The 23,405-nt window shown below is 55.9% G+C and carries 18 protein-coding genes; 7 read left to right on the forward strand and 11 right to left on the reverse strand.

Translation table 11 applies throughout. From position 1 onward, the window contains the following. Positions 1–35: 35 nt before the first annotated feature. From DS878_RS01470 to DS878_RS01495, 6 genes are all read right to left on the reverse strand, one after another. Entirely contained in the window at positions 36–1,406 is a 1,371-nt protein-coding gene (locus DS878_RS01470; RefSeq protein WP_113814159.1) for a TRAP transporter large permease subunit, read from the reverse strand. A 17-nt stretch (positions 1,407–1,423) separates the two neighbouring features. Further along, on the reverse strand, positions 1,424–2,041 hold the full coding sequence (locus tag DS878_RS01475; protein ID WP_113814160.1) for a TRAP transporter small permease subunit: 618 nt from the start codon (positions 2,039–2,041) through the stop codon (positions 1,424–1,426). Positions 2,042–2,120: 79 nt separating this feature from the next. Next, the gene (locus tag DS878_RS01480; protein WP_113814161.1) at positions 2,121–3,206 is read right to left on the reverse strand and encodes a TRAP transporter substrate-binding protein; all 1,086 of its coding nucleotides are present in this window, start codon (positions 3,204–3,206) and stop codon (positions 2,121–2,123) included. A gap of 325 nt (positions 3,207–3,531) precedes the next feature. After that, entirely contained in the window at positions 3,532–4,944 is a 1,413-nt protein-coding gene (locus DS878_RS01485; RefSeq protein WP_113814303.1) for a sigma-54 interaction domain-containing protein, read from the reverse strand. A gap of 138 nt (positions 4,945–5,082) precedes the next feature. After that, entirely contained in the window at positions 5,083–7,188 is a 2,106-nt protein-coding gene (locus tag DS878_RS01490; RefSeq protein WP_113814162.1) for a 3-hydroxybutyrate oligomer hydrolase family protein, read from the reverse strand. Positions 7,189–7,488: 300 nt separating this feature from the next. After that, on the reverse strand, positions 7,489–7,851 hold the full coding sequence (locus DS878_RS01495; protein WP_113814163.1) for a DUF6164 family protein: 363 nt from the start codon (positions 7,849–7,851) through the stop codon (positions 7,489–7,491). 87 nt (positions 7,852–7,938) lie between these two features. On the opposite strand from DS878_RS01495, the gene DS878_RS01500 reads away from it, so the two are divergent. From DS878_RS01500 to DS878_RS01515, 4 genes are read left to right on the forward strand one after another with little or no spacing between them, the layout of a single operon-like run. Continuing rightward, positions 7,939–9,351 carry a DUF2868 domain-containing protein gene (locus DS878_RS01500; protein WP_113814164.1) on the forward strand — a complete coding sequence of 471 codons (1,413 nt, stop codon included), beginning with the start codon at positions 7,939–7,941 and terminating at the stop codon, positions 9,349–9,351. Continuing rightward, positions 9,348–10,778 (forward strand): GTPase/DUF3482 domain-containing protein, encoded by a 1,431-nt coding sequence (locus DS878_RS01505; RefSeq protein WP_113814165.1) that lies wholly within the window; start codon positions 9,348–9,350, stop codon positions 10,776–10,778. The genes DS878_RS01500 and DS878_RS01505 overlap by 4 nt, the downstream gene beginning before the upstream one ends. Positions 10,779–10,828: 50 nt before the next feature. Then, positions 10,829–11,224: an ectoine synthase gene (locus tag DS878_RS01510; RefSeq protein WP_113814166.1), complete on the forward strand. Its 396-nt coding sequence runs from the start codon at positions 10,829–10,831 to the stop codon at positions 11,222–11,224. A 6-nt stretch (positions 11,225–11,230) separates the two neighbouring features. Beyond that, a complete protein-coding gene (locus DS878_RS01515) occupies positions 11,231–12,448 on the forward strand; it encodes a CynX/NimT family MFS transporter (RefSeq protein ID WP_113814167.1) in 1,218 nt (405 codons plus the stop codon). A gap of 149 nt (positions 12,449–12,597) precedes the next feature. On the opposite strand, the gene DS878_RS01520 is transcribed toward DS878_RS01515, so the two are convergent. After that, complete coding sequence (locus DS878_RS01520; protein WP_113814168.1) at positions 12,598–13,773, reverse strand: type III PLP-dependent enzyme; 1,176 nt, start codon at positions 13,771–13,773, stop codon at positions 12,598–12,600. A gap of 325 nt (positions 13,774–14,098) precedes the next feature. Here DS878_RS01520 and DS878_RS01525 point away from each other — a divergent pair, with 325 nt between their 5' ends. Then, a complete protein-coding gene (locus tag DS878_RS01525) occupies positions 14,099–16,453 on the forward strand; it encodes a fatty acid cis/trans isomerase (protein WP_113814169.1) in 2,355 nt (784 codons plus the stop codon). 16 nt (positions 16,454–16,469) lie between these two features. Here DS878_RS01525 and DS878_RS01530 read toward each other — a convergent pair whose 3' ends face one another. Then, complete coding sequence (locus tag DS878_RS01530) at positions 16,470–17,291, reverse strand: RimK family alpha-L-glutamate ligase (RefSeq protein ID WP_113814304.1); 822 nt, start codon at positions 17,289–17,291, stop codon at positions 16,470–16,472. Positions 17,292–17,447: 156 nt separating this feature from the next. Between DS878_RS01530 and DS878_RS01535 the strand changes: the two genes are divergently transcribed. Further along, positions 17,448–17,816, forward strand: a complete 369-nt coding sequence (locus DS878_RS01535) for a DUF6746 family protein (protein ID WP_113814170.1) — start codon at positions 17,448–17,450, stop codon at positions 17,814–17,816. A gap of 80 nt (positions 17,817–17,896) precedes the next feature. Beyond that, positions 17,897–18,760 (forward strand): translation initiation factor eIF-2B, encoded by an 864-nt coding sequence (locus DS878_RS01540; RefSeq protein WP_113814171.1) that lies wholly within the window; start codon positions 17,897–17,899, stop codon positions 18,758–18,760. Here the strand turns inward: DS878_RS01540 and hrpB are convergent. The 3 genes from hrpB to DS878_RS01555 form a co-directional block, all read right to left on the reverse strand. Continuing rightward, the gene (gene hrpB, locus DS878_RS01545) at positions 18,714–21,212 is read right to left on the reverse strand and encodes an ATP-dependent helicase HrpB (protein ID WP_113814172.1); all 2,499 of its coding nucleotides are present in this window, start codon (positions 21,210–21,212) and stop codon (positions 18,714–18,716) included. The genes DS878_RS01540 and hrpB overlap by 47 nt on opposite strands. Before the next feature lie 69 nt (positions 21,213–21,281). Further along, on the reverse strand, positions 21,282–22,496 hold the full coding sequence (locus tag DS878_RS01550) for a YbfB/YjiJ family MFS transporter (protein WP_113814173.1): 1,215 nt from the start codon (positions 22,494–22,496) through the stop codon (positions 21,282–21,284). Between the two features lie 97 nt (positions 22,497–22,593). Then, entirely contained in the window at positions 22,594–23,259 is a 666-nt protein-coding gene (locus DS878_RS01555) for an SCO family protein (RefSeq protein WP_113814174.1), read from the reverse strand. Positions 23,260–23,405 lie beyond the last annotated feature (146 nt).

Genomic DNA, 23,405 nt, shown 5'->3' on the forward strand with positions numbered 1-23,405 from the left:
GTTATTATCAAAAATTCCCTTGAAAATTCCCTGTTTCAGGAACCCCCATAGACTTCGTTAGGTAGCCAGGTCGCCAGCGGGGCAAACCAGAACACCAGAGCCAGCGCCAACAACTGCAAGGCAATGAACGGCAGCACACCCAGATAGATATGCCGGGTGGTAATACCTGGCGGACATACACCTTTGATATAGAAAAGTGAAAAGCCAACCGGTGGCGTCAGGAAGGAGGTCTGCAGGCACATGGCAAACATGATGGCAAACCAAACGGGCTCAACACCCAACTTGAACAGTACCGGTGCCACCAGAGGCAAAACGATCAGAGTAATTTCCACCCAGTCCAGGAAAAACCCGAGCAGAAACGTTATGAACAATACCGTCAGCAGAACACCAGTGGTGCCAAATGGCAGACCGGTAATAGCGCCCTCAATGACTTCATCACCACCAAGCCCTCGCAGTACCGAAGCAAAGACCGTAGCACCAATAAAAATGCCGAAGATAAACGCCGAGGTACGGCTGGTCTGATACAGAGACTCCTTCAGGGTCTCCATATCCAGGCGTTTGCTGACAAACGCCATGAGCAGGGCACCACCCGCACCTACCGCAGAGGCTTCAGTGGTTGTGGCTATACCGAAAAAGATGGAGCCAAGCACAGAAACGATCAGCACCATAGGCGGCAACACCGCCCAGATCACACCCAGCCAGGCGCGGGCATCGAGACGCTGACGGTTCACAGGCGCGGGAGCGAGATCTTTCTTTATGTAGGAGGCAATGATGATATAGAGAACATAGAGCATCGCCAGCATAACGCCGGGTATCAACGCACCCATGAACAATTTGCCCACAGATGCATCCGGGGTACCAAGCCGGTCAGCCATCAACACCAGCATGATGCTTGGGGGAACCAGGATACCAAGCGTACCGACAGAACACGCAGTTCCCACTGCCAGCGACTTGTTATAGTTGGCCTGCATCATGGGCCCCAGTGACAGCATGCCCAGCAATACAACAGACGCTCCGACAATACCGGTGGAAGCTGCAAGCAACACGCCTACAAGCACCACAGTAATCGCATAACCACCACGCAACCCGCCAAGCACCCGCACCAGGCTGTGCATCAGTTTCTCTGCAATGCCTGAACGATCAAGCATGATGCCCATAAATATAAACATGGGCAGAGCCACCATCAGCTCATTAGCGACAATGCCATAAATCCTGGCATCCAGAACGCCAATCGTACCCTGCCAGGTAAACCACAGAGGAGAATCCAGGTACTCGACCATAACGTGGCCGATAATACCGAATACAAGACCAATGCCCGCCAGTGACCATGCAACCGGGAAACCCGACAGCAAGAGCACCATAAAGCTGGCGAACATGGCGATAACAAGAATCGCTTCTACACCCATGACGATAGCCTCGCGGTTCAGGGATTAGGATGGCCGACGGAGTGCCGGTCATCGTAGGGAGGCACAATGGCCCTGGGAAAACGGAACAGGAAGGTGGCGCAACGCGAGGCACGGGACACCAGGGCAATCATCACAAACGCCAGTCCGAGTGGCAGCATGCTTTTGAAAATAAACCGGTAAGGCAGACCGCTGGGTGCCTGGGAGTGTTCCATATAAGTCCACGCCGTCCAGGCGTAGGGCACCATCGCACTGATCATCAGCGCAATAATAGGCAGGGCCAGTAAAAAGATACCCAGAAGCTCGATAACAGCCTGAGCTTTAGGGCTGAACTTCTCCCTCAATACGTCAACACGGACATGGTCATCACGGACAACCGCGTATCCCAGTGTCAGCATGGTCGCGGTACCAAACAGGTGCCAGGATAGTTCCTCAAGTGCTATAGAGCCCTGAGACATTACATAGCGGGAGAAAACGTTGAGCAGAATTACGATCAACACTCCGATCCATAACCAGGAGGCAAGGCGGCCCACGGCAACAACCACTCGGTCAAGATGCCAGGACAGCGCGTTAGTCGGAAGTGTATCGGTGCCGGATGCCGGGGCCTGGTTATCCCCGGAGACATTGGTATCAGTCACAAAAACCTCGGATTTTCCGGATGCAGGGCAGGAAGCGGGTAACGGTCAACCGTTACCCGCAGTGAACATCATCCGTTGATCAATCGTACTTGTAGAAATCCCGCGGCAGGTAGCCATTGGAGTGCCAGATGGAGTGATGTTCCATGAAGTCGCGCTGACTGGTCAGCACGCGATTGAACATTTCGTCCTCGGCAGCAATCTCGTCCAGTACCTCGTTGGTAACCTTCTGCAGCTCGCGTAGCACAGGCTCGGGGAGAGTCTGGGCATTTACGCCTTCTTTTTCGTAGTCACGAAGTGCTGTTGGCTGTGCCCACTCGCTCTCGGCAAAGCCTTTGAGCGTTGCAGCTTCGCAGCCCATTTCGATGAGTGCGCGGCTCTGGGGCTCAAGTCCATCCCACACATCCTTGTTCACCAGAAGGTGGGAAGTGGTCAGCGTCTGATGCCAGCCAGGCATGATGTAGTTCTTGATGATCTGGTCCAGGCCCAGCATTTTATCAATGGCAGGCTGAGAGAACTCTGTTGCATCAATAGTTTTGCGCTCAAGCGCCTGATAAATTTCGCCGCCTGGCACCATGGTTACCGAGGCGCCCAGTTTCTCCAGCACCTTGCCACCGATACCGGCAAAACGAATTTTCAGACCGTCAAAATCTTCCACTCCCTTGATAGGATTGGCGAACCAGCCAGCACCTTCAGGCCCGATAATACTGCACAGCATCGGATGGATATTGCGCTTGGCGTAGATTTCTTCAAGCAGGGCACGGCCATCACCCTGATAGTACCAGGCCAGGTAAGCCGGTGGTTCCATGTTGAAGGGGGCGCCGGAATAAAGCGGCAAGGCCGGGATGGTACCCTGGTCATAGCCCACCCAGGTATAACCCGCAGGATACTTTCCACTGCCCACAGCATCCATGATTTCAAACGGAGGAACCAATTCATTGGGCTCGTAATAACGCAGTTGGACATCACCACCAGAGATTGTCTTGAGATTCTCTGTCAGATGCTTAACCGGTGTTGTCAGGCCCACAAGATGTGAGGGGAAAGCCAGAGGAACCTGCCAACGGATTTTTTCAGCCGCCAGCGCATCGCTGCTGATCATGGCACCTGTCATCAGGGCTGCGGCACTAATGCCCAGAGTCAAACCGGAAAGCTTTTGCTTGATAGACATGAAGATGATCCTTCTTGTTGTTGTATACGGCCCAGGGCTCGTTGGCCCGGAAGGCCTGGTCTGAGATTCAGCCAGAATAAGCAGAAAACGCAGGCGGCATTAGTATCCGGGGGGTCCTACGCTTGGCGCCAGCCTTGTTTTCTGCATTGTTCTGACGTCCTGCATTCATGTATAAGCAGAGACTATGCCAAGGAATTTTTTAGGTTATTTATCAAATAGTTATAAAAATCCCAAAATCAATTAAATTTTAAATGTCCGATATTCCGGACAACACAATGCCATGGTCGTACGTACTTGTACAGATATCAAGACACCTGTCCGGAAATCAGGACATCCTGGCCAGTTTTTCATACAGTACCGAGCGGGAAATACCCAGCAACCGGGCAGCTTTGGTCCGATTACCTCTGGTTGCGACCAGCGCCTCTTCTATGGCCTGAGCTTCTGCCTCTGCCAGCGTTTCCGCCAAGGGCCTGACTGGCCGCGACGCCATTTCCGGCGCAGGGCGCGCGCCATACCGGGGCAGCACTTTAAATATGGCGTCTGCATCCAGCACGCCACCTTCCTCTCCCATGGTCAGGGCTCTCTCCAGCACATTACGCAGTTCGCGAATGTTCCCGGGCCAGTCATAGCTGGCCAGAGCTGCCACACCCGCATCAGTAATCTCTGCGCGCATATCCAGCCCTTCGCTGAGTTCCCATAACAGGGTTTCGCACAGTAACCCAAGATCAACGAGGCGATCTCTGAGAGGAGGTATGGGGATTTCCAGCACGTTAAGCCGGTAGTACAGATCCGACCGGAAACTCCCGTCAGCAATCATGGCTTCGAGATTCCGGCTGGTTGCCGCTATAACCCTGACATCCACTGAGACAACCTTGTTGGAGCCCAGCGGTTCAACCTCTCCTTCCTGCAGCGCCCGCAACAGTTTGGCCTGCAAGGGCAATGGCATATCACCGACTTCGTCAAGGAACAGCGTGCCGCCGTTGGCAAGCTGGAATTTTCCTTCCCGGAACTTGCGATCGGCTCCGGTATAGGCGCCCGGTGCTACGCCGAAGAACTCGGCTTCCAGCAGATTATCGGGAATCGCCGCCACGTTCACACCAACAAAGGGCTTCTCGGCCCGGCTGGAGACGGAGTGGATTGCCTGCGCCAGCACTTCCTTACCGGTACCTGTTTCTCCCAGCAACAGCACCGCCATTTCACGGCCGGCTGCCAGGCGCGCCCGACGCTTGACCTCAAGCGCACCGGGACTCGCGCCGACAAAATCTCCGAGGCTATACCTCGTGCTCCTGGCCTTTTTAGCTAACGCCTTGCGAGCCGCAACCAGATCCTGATGCAAGCGCCGGTGCTTGCTGACCAGCGGCGTAAGCGGTTGCAGATCGTCATAAAGTACGAAAGCCACAGCACCTTCAATCTCTCCCGCTTCGTTATAAAACGGCAACCGGGTAACCACCAGTTGCTGCTGCTGGTGTTCCATAATGTCGAGGAGTAATGGTTTACCGGTTTCCACAACTTCCGGCATACGGGTTTCAGGAATCACCTGGCGTACCGGGCGGCCGATGGCATTGACGTGGCTATCCAGACCCAACAACTGGGAATAACTGTTGTTTATCCAGGTAATGCGAGCGTCGCGATCAACAGCAATTGCGCCTGCACTGGCTTCCTCGAACATGGGGAAGAGCGCTTCAATAAGATCCCGGGTCAGCCCGTTTTTATTTTTATCACCAAACAACTCTGTCATGTAACGCGTACCACCGGGTTCAATATCATTCATGATGAAAGCCCTGCACCCGGCAAAGCCGGGTGTGTTGTCGGAAGTATATGGTCCTCCCTGCAGCGCGAGCAAATGAGAGGACCCGCGCAATGATCAAAAACGTTCTTATTCCGGGATGCGTAACTCGTCATCCACCAGGCTGATACGATCTTCATCAGCAGGTTCATCTGCTATCCCGGGTAAGTTGCTCTGAGCCAGCGGCGTGGAGAGGTCTCCCCGCGGAACAGCCCGGACCACCTGACTTGGAGGCAACGTGGCTCCATTGGCCAGGCGCTCCCACACCAGATCCAGTGCCTGGAAGTAGTAGTGATGCAGCGGTATGTAACGGTCACCAACACCCGGGAACTGGTTCAGTACATCGAGGTGGTGCGCGTTGAGTACTTCGTAATAACGAAGTTCGCTGGCAGCGCCTTCAACCCGCTGATTAAGGGCATAATAGGGCCGGGATGTATGGTTAATGGGCAGAACGGCATCTGCTCGACCAGTCACAAACACGGCCGGTTTGCCACGCAGGTTTCCGGTGGCACGTACTTCCTCGATACCCCCGGCAATTGCATTCGCAAGCGCTGCATCATCACCAGACAAGGGATTTCCGGTAACAACATCGTAGCCCAACGCCAGGCTGTGCAGGCATAACAATGCATCAAGACCATAATCGACCGAGCTACTACTGGGCGAAGCGCTTGCAGCCAGTGCCGTAGGCTGTCCTTCGGCGGTATCGTATACGATAGAAACACCAGCTGTAGGTGGAATGCCGTTGCTGGTTGCAAATGCCGCCGCTTCTGCAGCCTCTGCAAGCGGGGTAACTGCACCCGCAACATCTGTGGCAGCCATACTCAGACCACATACGCGATCTTCAACGCCTGCACGCCCATAGGCATTTGCGTAGGTCATAGAGATGCTTTGGGCAACATTGGATGCGAAGTGCACCGGAGCCAGCAGGTTCTGCTCGGGCTGGATGCCGAAGTCCTCATTCAGGATGCGCAGCGCATCTGTGGCACGCTCGTCGTTATCTGCACCAGTGACCAGGCCCTTGTTGGCCAGAGAGTTACAGATATTCTCGCGGACCTCTTGTGCGTTCAGCACATTCAACGGAGCCAGGTCACGTATAGCCGGAGCATTGTTGGCACACCCCTGGTATACCGCCAGCGCCGTGGTGTATTCCAACAGGCTTCTGCTGTGTTCCGTAATGGCTGCGCCAGCACCCTGCCTGATGGTGAATCCGGTATCCACAACCGGATTTACATTAGGCTCCGAGACGGCAACACCATCAATCAGGCCGTTTGTGTCCTGTTCGGCCGCGCGTACCGAAGAGCCGCCACCGTTGGAAACACTTGAAGCAATTACCAGCGTGTTTTCCGGCGTGATAGCGTCAACGTTATCGTCACTGCCAAATTGCTCATTCAGGGCCCAGAACCCGAACTCGACAGACTGCAGCACATGGCGCCCCCAGTCAGCTTCCGGGTTGGCTTTTGAATGTGCGTGTTTCCAGGCGAAACGGTCTGGCCAGGCAGCGTTGAAATCACTGCGTTCGGCATCCGTCAGGTCAGCACGAAACTGCACAGTTTCATCAGCTGTTGTCAGCGTGCCATCAATACGCTGGGCCGTACTGGTTTCCATATTGTAGGCACCAGTGCCACTGCCTTTATCAGTGTAGACCACGGCACAGCCCTTTTTCAGACCCCACTCTCCGGCAGTCCCAATCGCCCCATAAATACCCCGGGAGCCGGAAGAGGGGGCGGTAATCATGCATGGGTTCTGCGTGTCGAAACTATCCGGTATCTGAGCCATCACTGTGACGGGCACATCACTGCCGGAAACGGTCATAAAGGCAAGGTACTCATGGCCCGGGACCAGCCCTTCGGGTCCAGTTACGCTGCCAACGCCGGGACCGAAGAACTCTCCGTACCCTCCGCCAACGGATGTATCTACCAGGGCTCGATAATTATTGTAGATTGCAAGCCGGCGCAGTTCGGCTGCAGTAGGATTCAGAGTGTCGGCAAAGGTAGGTGCGGCGCCACTCAGACCGGTAGCGCCCAGGCCCGCCGTCAGCAGATCATCAGTAATACCGTCGTATTGTTTGTGCTGGATATCGCCCAGAATAAAGCCGGGCACCTGATTTACCTCAGGAGTGTCGTTGTCACTGTCATTGCAGGCACTCAAAACAAAGCCTGTAGCGCCGATCAGCGTACAGATCATGATACGTTTCATGGTCGTTCCTTATTTTGTTGTTGTTAAGAACGGGTCGGGACCACGACCCGAAACGACCTCCATGCGCCTCCTGTGCCATGATTATATCTTTATGTTTTTATTGGCTATTTTTTAAATCTTCTTTGCCCGGAACGTATAGCTGTCCAGATTTCAGTACAACCCGCTCTTGCAGGAATACGGATTCCCGTCGAAACAACCTGCAGCAGGGGCTATCACAGCCTGCATGTCCGGAAACCAGGACACCGTCGTGATTGTCGGACAGCCGATTAAAACGACATACATCCAGCCATATCAGCAAAACTAACCTAACCGGATAAATGGCAGCAGACTGAACCCGATCATTACAACAATCGCCAGGCAGGCAGCCAGCGTACGCAGGGGTTTATGCCGGAACATGCGCCAGATTCCACCGGTTTCCCCGTTTGAGCGCCGAGCCTCATACGCTTCACGCTGGCATTCCATCCGCTTGCGCTGGTATTCCTGCAGCAAGCCTCTGGCCCTCTCCGCTTCCTCGATATCATGCACCCAGAACCCACCCATGCTGATCCCCCAGCGGCTCGGCGGCGTCTCGTAGTAGCGCACATCATGGGCATCAAAAAGGGCCCGTATTTCCTCGGCTTCGTCATCGGGCACGTGGCGCAGATTCATCAGATGGTGGGGCATGGAGGCTCGTTGGCTGGCACAGGACAGGGTAATGCCGATATTCTAGCATCAAAGACCGACAGACCGAATTTACAACCGGAACCATTCATGACAGATCACCCCCTCCGCCTGTTGCTGGATTTTGAAGCCTGCGCCCAGAGAGACAATGGCCAGGCTCCGGCATTCCTGCACCGGCGGGATCGCAAGTTTGCACTGACCTGCGAACAGCAAGGAACCACGCCAGACCCGGAACGCTGGATGGCACACATGAACAACCTGAGTGGCCCTGGCGCAGGCAACTCCGCCGCAGAAAAGACCCTGCGTTTCTGGCGCCGGATCAACCGCGGATTTGTTGTAGCGGGGACCCTGCTGGGCATGCTGACCATGCTCGGTCTGCTGTTTTATGATGGCGGCCAGCGCATCAATGTTACCGTTATTCTGGCGGTTGCCGCTTTCCAGATAGTGCTGGCACTGGCGACCACAGTGCAGTCTCTGGCAGGATGGCAACCATGGCGTGGATTGCTCAGGCACTTCCGGAACTGTCCTGAGTCTGTAGTTTTCAGGGAACTCAGGCCGCTTCTCATGGCGCGGGCCGCACAGCTTGGCGGGCTGTGTTTTGCTCTATCCGGACTGGTAACCTTGCTGGTTATGGTGGTGCTTCAGGATCTTGCCTTCGGCTGGAGCACGACTCTTGAGACAGACGCCAGCAGTTATTATCGACTGATCTCTGCCATTTCCACACCCTGGGCGTGGCTGTGGCCGGCTGCTGCGCCCGATTTTGCACTTGTGGAAGCCACCCGGTTCTTTCGTGCCTCAGCGGGCGAAGGCAACATGGACCCGGCACGCTGGGGCCAGTGGTGGCCCTTTATTGCCATGCTATGGACAACCTGGGCACTGCTGCCACGACTCATTCTTTCCGTACTGGCAAACGTGCTGATCCGCAGGAAAGCCCGGCGCCTGCTAACCAGCCACCCGGCAATGCGTGCCCTGATGTACCGCATGGAAACGCCGGCTCTTGAGACTGGTAACGAATATAACGATGCGTCCGACCTGCCAGACACCGATACCCAGCTGAGCCTGGATCCTTTGCCGGATTCACGCATAGTATTGTGTTGGGCTGGTGCGGGCGAACCGGAGCTGCCGGACACCCTCAGCACAGGCAAAAGCCTGATTACCAAAGCGGGAGGCAGAATGACTCTGGAGGAAGACCGACAGGCTCTGGAGCGAATCGCCACCGAACTGGCCCAGGGCCCCAGCCTGCCTGTTCTTCTGGTTACCCGCAGCTGGGAGCCTCCCACCGGTGAGCTTGAAGACTTTCTGGCCAGCGCCCGGAAACTCTGGCCGGAAGGCTCCAGGGTTGCCCTGGTGCCTCTGGCGAACCTCACGGCGCTGAAGCCGGATACCCCGCAGGTTCAGCAATGGCTGAGATTTGCCAGGCGGGCAGGTACAGATTTTGTAACAGTCAGCCTGGTACCAACCCAGCAAACCGTACCCGATATGGAAGGGGGAATTATTGAATGAAAAACACCCCCATCTTCGCGGTCGTAGGTCATCCAAACAAAGGCAAATCCAGTGTCGTGGCAACTCTGTCGCAAAACGACGCCATTGCCATTGCACTGGAGCCAGGTACCACGCGCAGGCGACAGTCATACCCTCTTAGTGTTGATGGCAAAGTGCTCTACACCCTGGTAGACACGCCCGGGTTTCAGCGGCCCCGACGTGTTCTGGAGTGGCTGGAGGCGCACAGCGTCTCGGCATCGGATCACAGCGAAACCGTACGTGCGTTTGTGATGCAGCACCGGGGCGACGGTCGCTTTACTGATGAGTGTGAACTGCTGACCCCATTGATCGAAGGCGCCGGCATTATCTACGTTGTAGACGGATCCACCCCCTACAGTGCCGAACATGAAGCGGAGATGACCATTTTGCGCTGGACGGGGCAACCCAGCCTTGCTCTGATTAACAGCATAGGAACTGACGATTACAGTGACACCTGGCAGGCAGCACTGGGGCAGTTCTTCCAGGTTGTACGCAAATTCGACGCTGTTCGCGCCCCGTTCGAGCAACATCTCAGTCTTTTACGGGCCTTTGGCCAGCTTGAGCCCGACTGGGAGCAGGCTCTGGATCAGGCAACTCACCACTTGTCCGCCCAGCGCCAACAGCGGCGGCAGCAAGCGGCACGCATTATTGCCAGAGCCCTGAACGACATGATGTCACTCCAGGAAAAGCGCACCCTCACACTGGACCAGGCCGCAGGCACCAGTGATACCACGCTTGCCGACCAGCTCCGGCAGCGCTGGTACCGGCACCAGCGCCAGCGGGAAGAATCTTTGCGCGTGGAGATTGAACACCTGTATCAGCATCAGTCGATCCGCCGGCAGGAGGCGGAACTGGAATGGCACAGCGATCACGACCTGTTCTCTGAAGACAGTCGCAAACACTGGGCTGTCAGCAAGCGCTATCTCGCTACAGCCGGCTTTGGTGCGGGCGCTGTCGGCGGCGCTGGACTGGATGCAATAACCCTGGGCTCCTCCCTCGGAACCGGGGCTCTGGTAGGCGGCCTCATCGGCGCAGCCGGCAGTTATTTTTACGGGAGCCGGCTAACACTCCCTGCGCTGAACATCGGGATACTCCGGGATGGCCTTAAAACTGCCACATTCGGGCCTGTACAGGACAGCCAGTTCGGATATGTTGTACTGGGACGAGCGGTGGATCACTGGTGGCACATAAGCCATCGTAACCACGCTGGCCGAGAATTGCTCGACCTGGAACCGGCAGACCATCACTGGCTCGAAAGCCTCGACAAAAAGAGCCGACAGACCATTCAGCGAACCTTCGACAAGTATCGTAAACAGCAATTTCTGGACGAAGGCCAAAGGCATAAATTTTATGCCGCCATTGAACAATGTATGGCGATTTATGACGACTGGCGGTTGAACCGGACCTGAAAGGGGTGTTTATACTGTAAGGCTATTCCATCAAAAAACGGGGAATGCTAATGAAGATTGTACGAATTAAAGACATCATTGGTACCGAACGCGAAGTTCATGGGCCAGGCTGGACAAGCCGTCGCATGCTGCTGAAAAAAGACGGTATGGGCTTTTCTTTCCACGAGACAATTATCCCTGCAGGTGCCGAAATGAACCTGTGGTACAAGCATCACCTGGAAGCGGTTTACTGCGTAGCCGGCAATGGCACCATTACCGACAAGGCAACTGGTGAGACCCACGAGATTTCCGACGGAACACTTTACGCCCTCGACAAGCATGACCAGCATACCCTCCGTGGCGGCACTGAGGACATGCGCCTGATCTGTGCATTCAACCCACCCGTCACCGGGCAGGAAGTACACGACGAAGACGGAGCTTACCTGCCAGATACCAGCGAAGACTGATCCTTCTTGTCCCGGCCTGACCAATCCGCAACGCCCACACTGCCACCGACAGCAAGCCTGCTGCCAGTGGCGGTGTTACTTTGGCTGGCCGGAGTTTATCTACGCATTCCCATTCTGGTTGCGCCACCACTGGCACCGTTTATCGGTGATGAGCTGGCACTCTCTCAGACCCTGACCGGCGCTCTGACCACACTGCCCATTCTGATGCTTGCTATAGGCGCCATGCCCGGTTCGCTATCCATATCACGCATAGGCCCGCGTAATACACTGGCCCTCGCCATCGCCATCATGGTCAGCGGCTCCGCCGGTCGCGGTCTTGCTCCCGACACCGTCACACTGATGCTCACCAGCGCCACAATGGGCCTTGGCATTGCCATGATGCAACCTGCACTGCCTGCGTTGTTGCCGCGCTGGCTGGAACCCAAACACCTGGCCTTCGGTTCTGCTATCTACATGAATGGCATGCTGATGGGCGAATTCATCGGTGCGGGTATTACCTTGCCTGTTCTCATGCCCATGCTGGAAAACAGCTGGAGAGCAACCATGCTGGCCTGGTCATTACCGGCATTGCTGATCGCCGCCGCCCTGTTCCTTCCCAAACGCGACCTGGCCAGGCCCGTCCACAAAGTCGCCTGGTTACCAGACTGGAAAAACCCTCTGACACTCAGGCTTGGCTTATTACTTGGCGCATCCGCCTCCCTGTTTTTTGGCGTAAACGCCTATATGGGCGCGTTGCTGGAACAACGAGGGGAATTTGAAAACCTCTCCGAAGCCCTGTTCTCGTTCAACTTCGCACAGGTAATAGCCTCACTGCTGATGCTGAAAATGGCCCGCCACTGGGTCGGCCGGAAAACCCCACTGGTAATCATGCTGGTGTGCGGTCTGCTGGGAGCCTCGGGGGCACTGCTATTTACCGGATGGTGGGCCATAGCCAGTGCAACCTTCATGAGCTTCACCGTCGGCGTATTGCTGATTATGACCGTAGCACTGCCACCGCTGCTGGTGCCCGCCAGCGAAACCGGCAGGCTATCGGCCGGCAACTTCCTGGTGGGCTATACCATTGCTTTCGTCATCCCCATGCTTGGCGGCTTGCTCTCTGACTGGACCGGAGACGTAAGACACGCCATAGCCGTAATGATTGCCTACGGCATCCTCGTCTTACCGTTAGCCATCAAACTAAACCTGCAACGGCAGCAAACTAAACCTGCAATGGCAGTAAACTAAACCTGCAATGGCAGTAAAGCAGCCCTGCCAATGATTGACGGTGCAGGGCCGGGGCGCGGGGGCGCCTTTTCCTCTGGGAAAAACAACTCGCTGCGCTCAGACATTTTTTCCCGACGGGAAAGACACCCCCACACCCCGGCCTTCTGACTTTAAATGTAGTAGTCCTTTAAAGGGGGGAACCCGTTGAACTCCACTGCGCTGTATGTTGTGGTGTAGGCTCCGGTAGAAAGCCAGTACATACGATCGCCAATAGCCAGATTCAGTGGTAACGGATACTTATGGTGCTCGTACATGATGTCCGCACTGTCACACGTCGGCCCGGCAATCACACAGTCTTCACCTTCGCCTTTTTTATCCGTCCAGATCGGGAACTTGATCGCTTCATCCAGCGTCTCAATCAAACCATTGAACTTGCCAACGTCAGCAAATACCCAACGATGCAGAGCGGTGCGGGACTTACGGGCGATCAACACCACTTCGCTCACCAGAACGCCTGCGTTTGAGATCAGCGACCGGCCTGGCTCAATAATGATCTCGGGCAGTTCATCACCGAAGTCTTCTTTCAGAAAACGGGTGATTTCCGCCGCATACACACTCAGTTCATTGGTCCGGTTGATGTAGTTGGCGGGAAAGCCACCGCCCATATTGATCATCTTCAGTTCAATGCCATCTTCTTCCTTCAGACGCTCGAAAATAACCTTCGCCTTGTTCAGCGCCGAATCCCACGCGCCAATTTCACGCTGCTGAGAACCCACGTGGAACGACACACCATAGGGCACCAAACCCAGGTCCCGGGCCAGGATAAGCAAATCCATAGCCATATCACTCTCACAACCAAACTTGCGGGAAAGCGGCCAGTCGGCTGTTTGCGTACCGTCGGTCAGAATGCGCACATACACCTTCGCACCCGGAGCCGCCTTGGCAAGAGTGCGCAGATCCGCCTCAGAGTCCGTGGCAAACATACGCACACCTTTCTCGTAGAAAGTGCGAATATCCCGCGCCTTCTTGATGGTGTTGCCATAGCTGATCCGATCGCCGGTCACCCCAAGCCCCATAACCTTTTCCAGTTCATACACCGAGGCAATATCAAAGTTCGCACCCTTGTCCCGCAGCATAGTCAGAATCTGCGGAGCCGGGTTAGCCTTCACCGCGTAATAAACACTGGCATAAGGGAAGCCTTCCACCAGTTCATCGTACTGACGATCAATGGTGGCGGTATCAATCACCACAAACGGTGTCTCTTTGGTATCTGCAAACGCCTTGATCCGGTTAAAAGTCTCAGCGGTGTAGTAATCGGTGATGTGAGCGTTGGCTGACTCGGTCATTGATGGTGTATCCCTCCCGGGGGAATAAACACAGGCGCCGGAACCAGAATGGCCCGACAATAATCGCGATAATCGGGCTTTTCTCAGCCCTCAGATATGAGCACATCTACCCATAATCTGTAGTATCCGAGAAGTCACCAAAATGGCTGCAAGGCTGCAGGCGGGGAGGGCGTCTGCGCCGGGAAAAAATGTCTGAGCGAAGCGAGTTGTTTTTCCCAGAGCAGACGCCCTCCCCGCCTGCGGCTCACCCCCAAAACAAGCCTTAGCGAACCCCAACCAAACCCTCTATAATCCACCAACATCAAACAACCATCACAGGCCCCCAATGGCGCGACTCATCACAGCAGCCCTTATCGCCCTGCTGTTCCTGACTGGCTGCGCCGAAAACACCTCGCCGCCCACGTTCAAGCAGGCACTGCCCACCGCCACCCAGCAACCGGTCAGCTTCAACGAAGACGTCCGACCCATTGTGGAAGCCAAATGTCTGGCATGTCACAGCTGTTTCGACGCACCCTGTCAGCTCAAAATGGAATACTCCGACGGCCTCATCCGCGGCGCCCATAAAGACGCGGTGTACGATGGCGCTCGCCTGAAAACCCAACAGGCAACCCGGCTGGGGATCGATGCCCAAACCGAGCAACAGTGGCGGGGCAAAGGGTTTTATTCAGTACTCGCCCGGGGCGACCAGACCCGCAGCCTTTTTGAAAACATGATCCGGCTGGGCAAGGAATACGAGTTTCCGCCCAACAGCAAACTGCCAGACGATATTGAACTCGGGCTTTCCCGCGCTAACCAGTGCGTCAGCAACGCTGACTTCGCAGACTACGCCAGCGATCACCCCTACGAGGGCATGCCCCTGGCCGTAACCGGCCTGACCGACGACGAATACGCCACGCTAACCGGCTGGCTCAACCAGGGTGGTGCCATAAGCCCGCCGGTTACCCATATAAGTGAAGCAGAGCAAAACCACATTGAACGCTGGGAAGCCTGGCTCAATGGAAGTGACCGGCGGCAACAACTGGTCAGCCGCTGGATTTATGAACATCTCTATCTTGCCCACCTGTATTTCGAGGAAAACGGTGTTAATACCCGTTTCTTTGAAATCGTGCGCTCACGTACCCAGCCAGACACTCCCATCGACATGATCGCAACCCGTCGGCCCAACGACGACCCGGAAGGCCCGGTGTATTACCGGTTACGCCCGGTAGCGGGCAGCATTGTGCACAAACGCCACATCACCTTCGCGTTTGGGGAAAAACAGTTTGAACGTACCCGCGAATTGTTTGAAACCGGTGACTGGCAAGTAGAAACCATGCCGGACTACAGCCGGACCAGCCGTGCCAATCCATTTGTCACCTTTGCTGATATTCCGTCCAAAGCGCGCTACCAGTTCATGCTCGACAACGCCGAGTACTTTACCCGCACCTTCATTCGCGGGCCGGTGTGCCGCGGCCAGATTGCCACCGACGTCATCCGTGATCATTTCTGGGTGACCTACCACGATCCGGAAGACGACCTGTATGTAACCAGCGCAGAGTATCGCGACAAGGTGAATCCCTTACTGGCTCTGCCAGGGCAGGACAGCGCCCTGCTGGATCTGGGCGAGAATTGGAGCGACTATAAAGGCAAGCGCAATCAATACCGCGAGCTGCGAAACAAGGCCTACGCAGAGGCTTACCCAAGGGGCGCATCCCTTGATCATATCTGGGACGGTGATGGCAACAATACCAATGCACTGCTAACCGTCTTCCGGCACCACGACAACGCCTCTGTACAACGAGGCCTGATCGGTCAGGTTCCGCTGACCAGCTGGTGGATGGACTACCCCCTTTTCGAGCGCACCTACTACGAACTGGTGGTTAACTTTGATGTCTTCGGCAATGTGGCTCATCAGGCCCAGACGCGCCTCTACTTTGACCTGATCCGCAACGGTGGCGAACAGGACTACCTGCGTCTGGTACCACCCGGAGAGCGCAACCGGGTCTTACAGAACTGGTATCAGGGCGCAGGAGAGCTGAAACTGAACTTCAGCTATGCGCGCATGGACGAGACAGCCCCATCTCAGGTGTCTTATGCAACTTCGGCGTTTAACGAAGAGCTGGGAGCGCGCCTGCTAACGCACTTTCGTGACCTGAACGCTGAGCGGGACGACCCCATCAACCGCTGCGCCGGCAGCAACTGTGGCCGGAAAGATGAACCCGAATGGGTTCGCGATGCGGATCAGGCGCTTTCCGAACTGGCAGCAATCCGGGCCGAATTCCTGCCGGCGATCAGCTACCTGCCCAACGTCACTTTCCTGCGGGTATACAACGAGCAAGGCGAGCGCACCCTGTACACCCTCATCCGCGACCGCGCCCACAGCAGCGTTGCCTTTCTGTTCGGAGAAGATCTGCGCTACCAGCCAGAGAACGACAGGCTGACCATCTACCCGGGAATCATCGGTAGCTACCCGAACTTTATGTTCGACATTCCTGCATCACAGCTGGGGCTGTTCAAAGACCGGATGAAAGGTCTGAAAGCCGAGGATCCGGAAGGTTTTGAAGCACTGGTAGGTGTTTGGGGTGTGCGCCGCACCCACCGGCAGTTCTGGGAAATTCTTCACGACATCACAGCCTGGCATCGGGAGCACCAGCCCCTTCAGGCAGGTATTTTCGATATCAACCGCTACAAAAACCTGTAACCAGACAGCCCCGGTATCAGACGGCTATCTGCGGGGGAGGTGGCTCGGGGGCATCAGAGCCACCCGGGTCCCTGGGTTCACTCTGTTGCTGCAGGTATTCCAGGATAGCGTCCTTCAGGTCGTTGCCCTGGCCCAGCCCCTGGTTACCGAACAAACGGTTGAACTCCAGCACGTAGGGATAGCCTTCCACCAGCGCAATATCAAAACCTGCGTGATCTACCTCCAGTTCCCGTGCAAGCCGCAAGGCAAGATCGGTCATTACCGCAGGCACAGGGCTGTCGTCTATCTGGCCACCTTTTGACACGTTGTTGTAAAAGCCCTGATCGGCCTGCGTGCGCCAGTAGGCAGTGACGACCCTGTCTCCCACAATCACAATGCGCGCATCGCGATCCAACGGCAGATATTCCTGAACGTACAGAACATCTGTGCGCTCGCAGTACCGGCGCCAGTCATCACGGTTTTCAATCAACCAGACGCCTTCACCCATACTGGCCTTGGGCAGCTTCGCCACAAAGGGCAACGCCATAACACTCCAGATATGCTCCCGCTCCTGAGCACCGTTGCCTTCAATGATTGTCCAGGGAATATGCTCCGGAGCTACCGCCTCAAAAGCGCGGGTCATTTCCACCTTGTCATGACCAATGAGATAGCTTGCAACGCTGGGGAAAACCCGGCATTTCAAACCATATACCAGGGCATTGAGCTGCCAGTATTCAGGGAAAAGTACCCAGTCTGCATCACGCAGCAATTCTTTATGACTCAGAAAGTGCTCCGGCTTGACGACGGTCGTGTCAGGAAAACCAAGCGTGCGGAAAACATTAAACGATACAAGGTGCATAGCGGGGTCGCGCAGATAAAAGTGAATAAATTTTAGGCAGTTTTGATCTGCGCGCAAGCTTTTTATGAGCAGGCTTGACTACGATCATGGAACACACAAAACATATTGATAATAATTCGCATTATATTGTTAATTCATCTGCCCTGGAGCCATACCATGACAAACCTTCGCCACTTTACCGTTGTAGCCGCTGCCCTTTTGATTGCAGTACCTGCATTTGCCAGCGACACCGACCACTTCAAAGGAGAGCCCTCGCATACCCTTGAGCAGGCTGTTACCAACCTCTCTCAGTACAACAAAAAACTGGAAAAAGTGCTGGCCGGCGATCTGTCCCCGGAAGCCATGAACGAAGTGCACCAGCTCACTTACACGCTGGAAAATGCCCTGCAAAAGCTGGATGACGAGATCGACGAACTTGAGGAAACCCTGGAGAAAGTCCACAAGGCTTCGGAACGTGCTGATGCAGACACTGTTCGCTCTGCTGGCAAGCAGTACCTAACCAACAGCCGGAAAATAGTTCAGTAACAACCTGTTGAACACTCTTATCATAAACCCTGCTACCCTCTGATCAGACTATTCATATATGGTCCGGTCAGAGGCGATTGATGGACAAACAGGCACAGGAAATCCTTCAGCAGGTACGGGACGATCTCCAGTCAGGCGCAGCAAAACTTGCTATTCGCACGCTGGCATCTTTATGTCAGTGGCTCGAAGCGTCAGAGGTCAGCGCGGGTGAGTTGGATGCAGTCCTGACGGCTCTGCATGCAGCGCGACCCAGCATGGTGCCACTTGCCAACGCGATCTCTCGTTGCCGGCGGAAGCTTGAAATCCGTAATGACAGCGCGCCTGCAAGCACCCACGCCTGCGCCGTTATTCATGAAGTCCTACAGCAACTGCAGAATGCCCAGGCCCAGATAGCGGAACATGCGGCAGAGCTGGTGTCACCGGGCGCCGTTATCCTGACTCACAGCAACAGCTCGCAGGTATTCGCCCTGTTCCGGCACCTCAGCAAACAGCGTCGCCCTTTTTCGGTAATCTGTACCCAGAGCAGCCCCGGCAACGAGGGTTTTACGCTTGCCCGGCAACTGGATGAGCTGGACATTGAGGTTACCCTGATTACCGATGCCCAGATCGGGCTGTTCACGGCCAAGGCAGATCTGGTGATCTGTGGCTGCGACACATGGCTCAGCGATGATGCCTTTATCAATAAAAGCGGCACCTATCTGATGGCTCTTGCGGCCCGGGCACAGGCAAAACCCTGCTGGGTACTGGCTGATTCGTTCAAGGACAGCTCTGCCACCAGTAAAACCGTTGTGCTTGAAGAAATGCCGGAGAGTGAACTGGGCGCGCCAGTGGGAAAACACATCACCGTTCGTAATATTTACTTTGAAACTATCCCTGGGCACCTGCTTTCAGGGCGGGTCAGCGAGCAGGGCGTTTTTTCGTTCCATGCTGAGCCTCTGCAGTAAGCGGATCCTCAGGCCAGGGATGTTTGGGATATCGGCCACGGGTATCTTTTCTCACCTGTGGATAGACATTAACCCAGAAACTGCCCAGATCTGCCGTCACCGCCAGTGGCCGGCGCGCTGGCGAAAGCAGGTGAATCACCACTGGCACTTTACCACCAGCCACTTCCGGTGTTTTTGTCCAGCCGAACAGTGCCTGTAGCTTGGCCGCCAGAACCGGCCCGTTCTCAGCCGTATAATCCACATCAACGGAACTGCCGGTGGGAATAGTCAGTGCAGTGGGTGCAAGTTCAGCCAGTTGCTGCTGTTGGGGATACTCAAGCAAGCTGTTGAGGGCGTTCTGCAGGTTCAGCCGCGCCAGTTCAGACCACCGGCTGATGCCTGTCAGGAAAGGCGCAAGCCATTGTTCCAGTGCCTCTGTCAGGGCCTTATCGCTGACGTCTGGCCATTGGCCGGGGAAGTGTTTGGCCAGCAACGCAACCCGTGCCTGCCACTGCCTGGCAGCAGGGGTCCAGGGCAGACTATCCAGGCCTTTACGCCGAATAGCAGCAAGCAGGCCCTGCTGAATCAGCTCGGGGGAGACTTTATCCAGGGGTTTCTCGGCAAGAAGAAGTGCTCCCAGACGGCGGCTTCTGCGGGCAACCACCCTGCCGCGTTTATCATCCCATTCCGCCTCATCTTCTTCACTTATATGGGCTGACAGATCAGATTCCAGAACCGGCAGGTCCACCGGCGCCGCCAGATAAATGGTTGCCTCTTTTGCCTTGCCATCCAGGTCTGCAGCCACCAGCCACTCATGCCGTGCCAGACCATCGTCATCCCGCAGCACCGCACCTTTGCCATTGCTGAGCTGATATCTTGGTGTATCGCCCGACCGCCGCTTGCCAATTCGATCAGGGTAAGCGAGTGCTAACAAACGCCCGACCTCGGTGTCCGTCGGCACCTCTTCCGGTTTACTTTTGCCACCTGTTTCCGGACCTGCCAGACGCTTTGCCTGCTGGCTCAGCGCCTGCAACCGCCGCGTATCTATGCGCTGGGAGCCCCGTTCACCACGAAGTACGCGGATACGCTCATGCATATCGGCACCGGATCCCGGGCCCAACAGGTCCCGGTCTTCCAGCAACGCGGCTAACTCGGCCGCCAGCCTGCCAAGCCCTAGCGATCGCCCCAGTATGACCATGTGTGCCAGCCGGGGATGAATGCCCAGTGCCCGTGCCGATTTACCATGCCCGGTAATCGCGCCATCATCGCCCAGCATATCCAGCCACTGCAGTAATTCCACGGCTTGCTGCCAGTGAGCAGGCGGCGGCGGGTCAATCCATACCAGCTTGTCGGGTGTCCGGGCGCCCCACTGCGCCAGTTCAAGTACAAGGGGTGCCAGATCCGCTTCGCGAATCTCCGGTGGGGTAAAATCAGCAAGCCCGAACTGTTCTGACTCACTCCATAACCGGTAACATACGCCCGGTTCAACACGACCAGCACGGCCTTTGCGCTGTTCTGCCGACGCTTTTGAAACCCGCCCGGTTACCAGCCTTGTCATTCCACTGTTAGGATCGAACACCGCCCTGCGTTGCTGGCCACTGTCCACCACCACCCGTACGCCTTCGATCGTCAGGCTTGTTTCCGCAATGGCGGTTGCCAGCACGAGTTTCCGGGAGCCCTCTGGAGCCGGAGCAATGGCCTGATCCTGTGCAGCGGTATCGAGATTGCCGAACAAGGGCGCAACCACAACATCCGGAGCCACCTGCCCGACAAGAGCCTGAGCTACCCTATGAATCTCCCCGGCTCCCGGAAGAAATACCAGTACCGAGCCTGGCTGTTGTGCCAGTGCCTCGTTAATCACAGCTACCACCTGATCCACCAGCCGGGGATTGCGCTGTGCCGAAGGCGCAGGCCGGTAAAACACCTCCACCGGGAAGGCCCGCCCTTCACTGGTTAATACAGGTACATCCCCCAGCATTCGGGCAATAGGGGCAGTGTCCAGTGTCGCGGACATTACCAGTACCCGCAGATCCTCCCGCAGCGCTTCCTGAGTCTCTCGCACCAGGGCAAGCCCGAGATCGGCCTGCAATGATCGCTCGTGAAATTCATCAAATAGCACTGCAGCGTACTCTTCCAGCATAGGGTCATTCTGGATCAGCCGGGTAAGAATTCCTTCAGTAACAACTTCTATGCGCGTCGTGCCGGAGATTCTGGTATCCAACCGCGTACGGTAGCCTACGGTCTGCCCGGGCTGCTCTCCCAGTTGCAAGGCCATGTACCTGGCAGCCGAACGGGCCGCCAGCCGTCTCGGCTCCAACATCAGTATTTTCCGCCCCTTCAGCCAGGAGGCCTCCAGCAAGGCCAAAGGCACACGGGTTGTTTTACCGGCACCCGGCGGAGCCTGCAGCAGTGCCGTGGTGGTCTGCTCAAGGGTTTGTTTTAACTCTGGGAGGATATGATCTATCGGGAGCACTTTTTCGCTCTGGTTTCGGGCATGCGCAAGGTTAACTTAGGAGCTTAACATGGTTGAGCCCGGGTATTTTCAGCAGGACCGGATCGTTCTTGCGTGCCAGGCTTCGGGGCGGGGAACGAAGAAAACAAACATCAGGCCAAATGCCAGTGCCCCAACGCCTATTCCGAAAGCGGAAACAAGGGTACCGCCGGCATCAAGCCATTGTTTGGTCAGCCAGGGACCAACCATCTGGGTGAAACCGTAGAGGGCCACCATGGCAGCAGATAACCGCGGCCCCTGATGTGGATGCAGGGCACGTCCGATGCGCTGAGTCAGCAAAACTGTACCAAGAAAGGTACCGCCTACCAATGCAGCGCATAGCATCAAGCCAATAGTCCCAGGCCAGAGAACCGCGGCCAGAACACCCGCCAGCTGAATCAGGAAATTCAGCTTCAGGGCTGGTATATCGCCCAGTTTCGTTCCGAGTTTATTCCACAGCCATGCGGCGGGAATGGTGCATAACGCCACGATAAGCCAGGTTCCGTCTATCAACCAGTGGCCGGCTTCCAGCTCCAGTTTTGCAAGCAGAGGCAGGAAAGTCATAGGCAGTATGTAGCCCAGCCCGGCACCCGCGTAGGACAGAAACAGTGGTGCACTGGCCCGGTCTATGAGTGGCGTGGTACTTGCGGTTTTACCATCAGCGTCAGGCAGGTGATCCTGCAACTCCAGACGCGATAGACGACAAGCCCCCCACAGGGCCAGAGGAATGGAGATCAGAGCCGCTGGCCACCAGCGCTCAGCGCCCTCCAGCCAATCAGCACTACCGCTTACCAACCCGCTCGAAACCAGCAGACCCAAGCCTACACCTATGTATACAAGCCCGCTCACACTGGCGCGATTGCGCAACACCAGCCATTCAAGAATCAACGCCGGAGCCTGCACAAAAATCACACCATTGGCGACTCCGTTCAGCCAGCGACTGGCAGAAATAGCAGTCAGACTGTCAGTCTGGGTTATGAAAACTGTGGTTATTACATGCACCGTCAGAAAGATAGGAAGCAGAACACGGATCTGGCTGACCCTGTGCCAACGAATCGCCAGCATGGCACCTACCAGATAGCCAAAGTAATTCCAGGTAGCAACCGCCGCGCCTTCAGGTGCAGTGAACTGAGCATCTTCAACCAGATAAGGCAGTAGCGGGGTGTAGATAAAACGACCAAGCCCGTGCACGACCATCAGCATAATGGCGCCAGCCGCCAGAACGCCAAAGAGCTCTTTCGGGGTTGTGCTGTTCTGCTGATACATGCTTTCTGTTCCGGCGAGTTTATTTTCTGCCAGGCAGTCTATGCGAGTCGCTCGGTCGTGTCAGTTTGACCTTAGCAGAACAGCCTGTCCCACCGCCTTATGAGGGGGACTTTTCATGATTGGCTTTCGCCCACTGGTAGATGCGCGCGAAAGCCTCGGCCAGTTGCTCTGGATTATGGGGTGGCTGAATAAGTGCTGCCAACTCGCCATCCGGGTTCAGCAGTGCAAAATGTCCGCTATGATCAACCAGCAGCTGTCCATCCACCTCGCGATGCACAAAAACCGCACTCAGGCTTTTCGCCAGTTCACGCAAGGTTTCCAGATCACCGGTCAGGCCATGAAAGTTCTCTCCAAAAAACCCGGTATAGGCCTTGAGCTGCTCAGGCGTATCATGCTCCGGATCTGCACTGACCAGCAGATAATCCGGCTGAGGCAATTCATTCGACAGTAACGTGTCTGTACGTCGCAGGTTGGCCATGGCCGCCGGGCAGATATCCGGGCAATTGGTGTAACCAACAAACGCAAACGTCCACCGGCCACGAAGGCTTTCCCGGGTAACAGTCTCGCCGTTTTCATTCACCAGCGTAAACTCAGCCAGCGGCCGCGGCTGGTCATAGACATAAGTGTTCATCTCGGCCAGATCCGGAGCCGGTGTGGGTTCCCCGCCATCGGACAGAAACACCTGGCGCCCTACAACGCCACCAAAAATCAGCACCACCAGTAGCAGAAGTGCAAACAACGTCAACCGAACTGAACGATTCATCATTACTCCAATTGGCCAACTCAGCAGTAACGCAATGACAGCAGGAGGGGGGGAGCCTTTTCCTCTGGGAAAAACAACTCGCTGCGCTCAGACATTTTTTCCCGGCGGAAAAGGCTCCCCCCCTCCTGCTGGCGCGTATGCACCAA

It is taken from the genome of Marinobacter sp. F3R11, from assembly GCF_003318275.1.
Lineage (GTDB): Bacteria > Pseudomonadota > Gammaproteobacteria > Pseudomonadales > Oleiphilaceae > Marinobacter.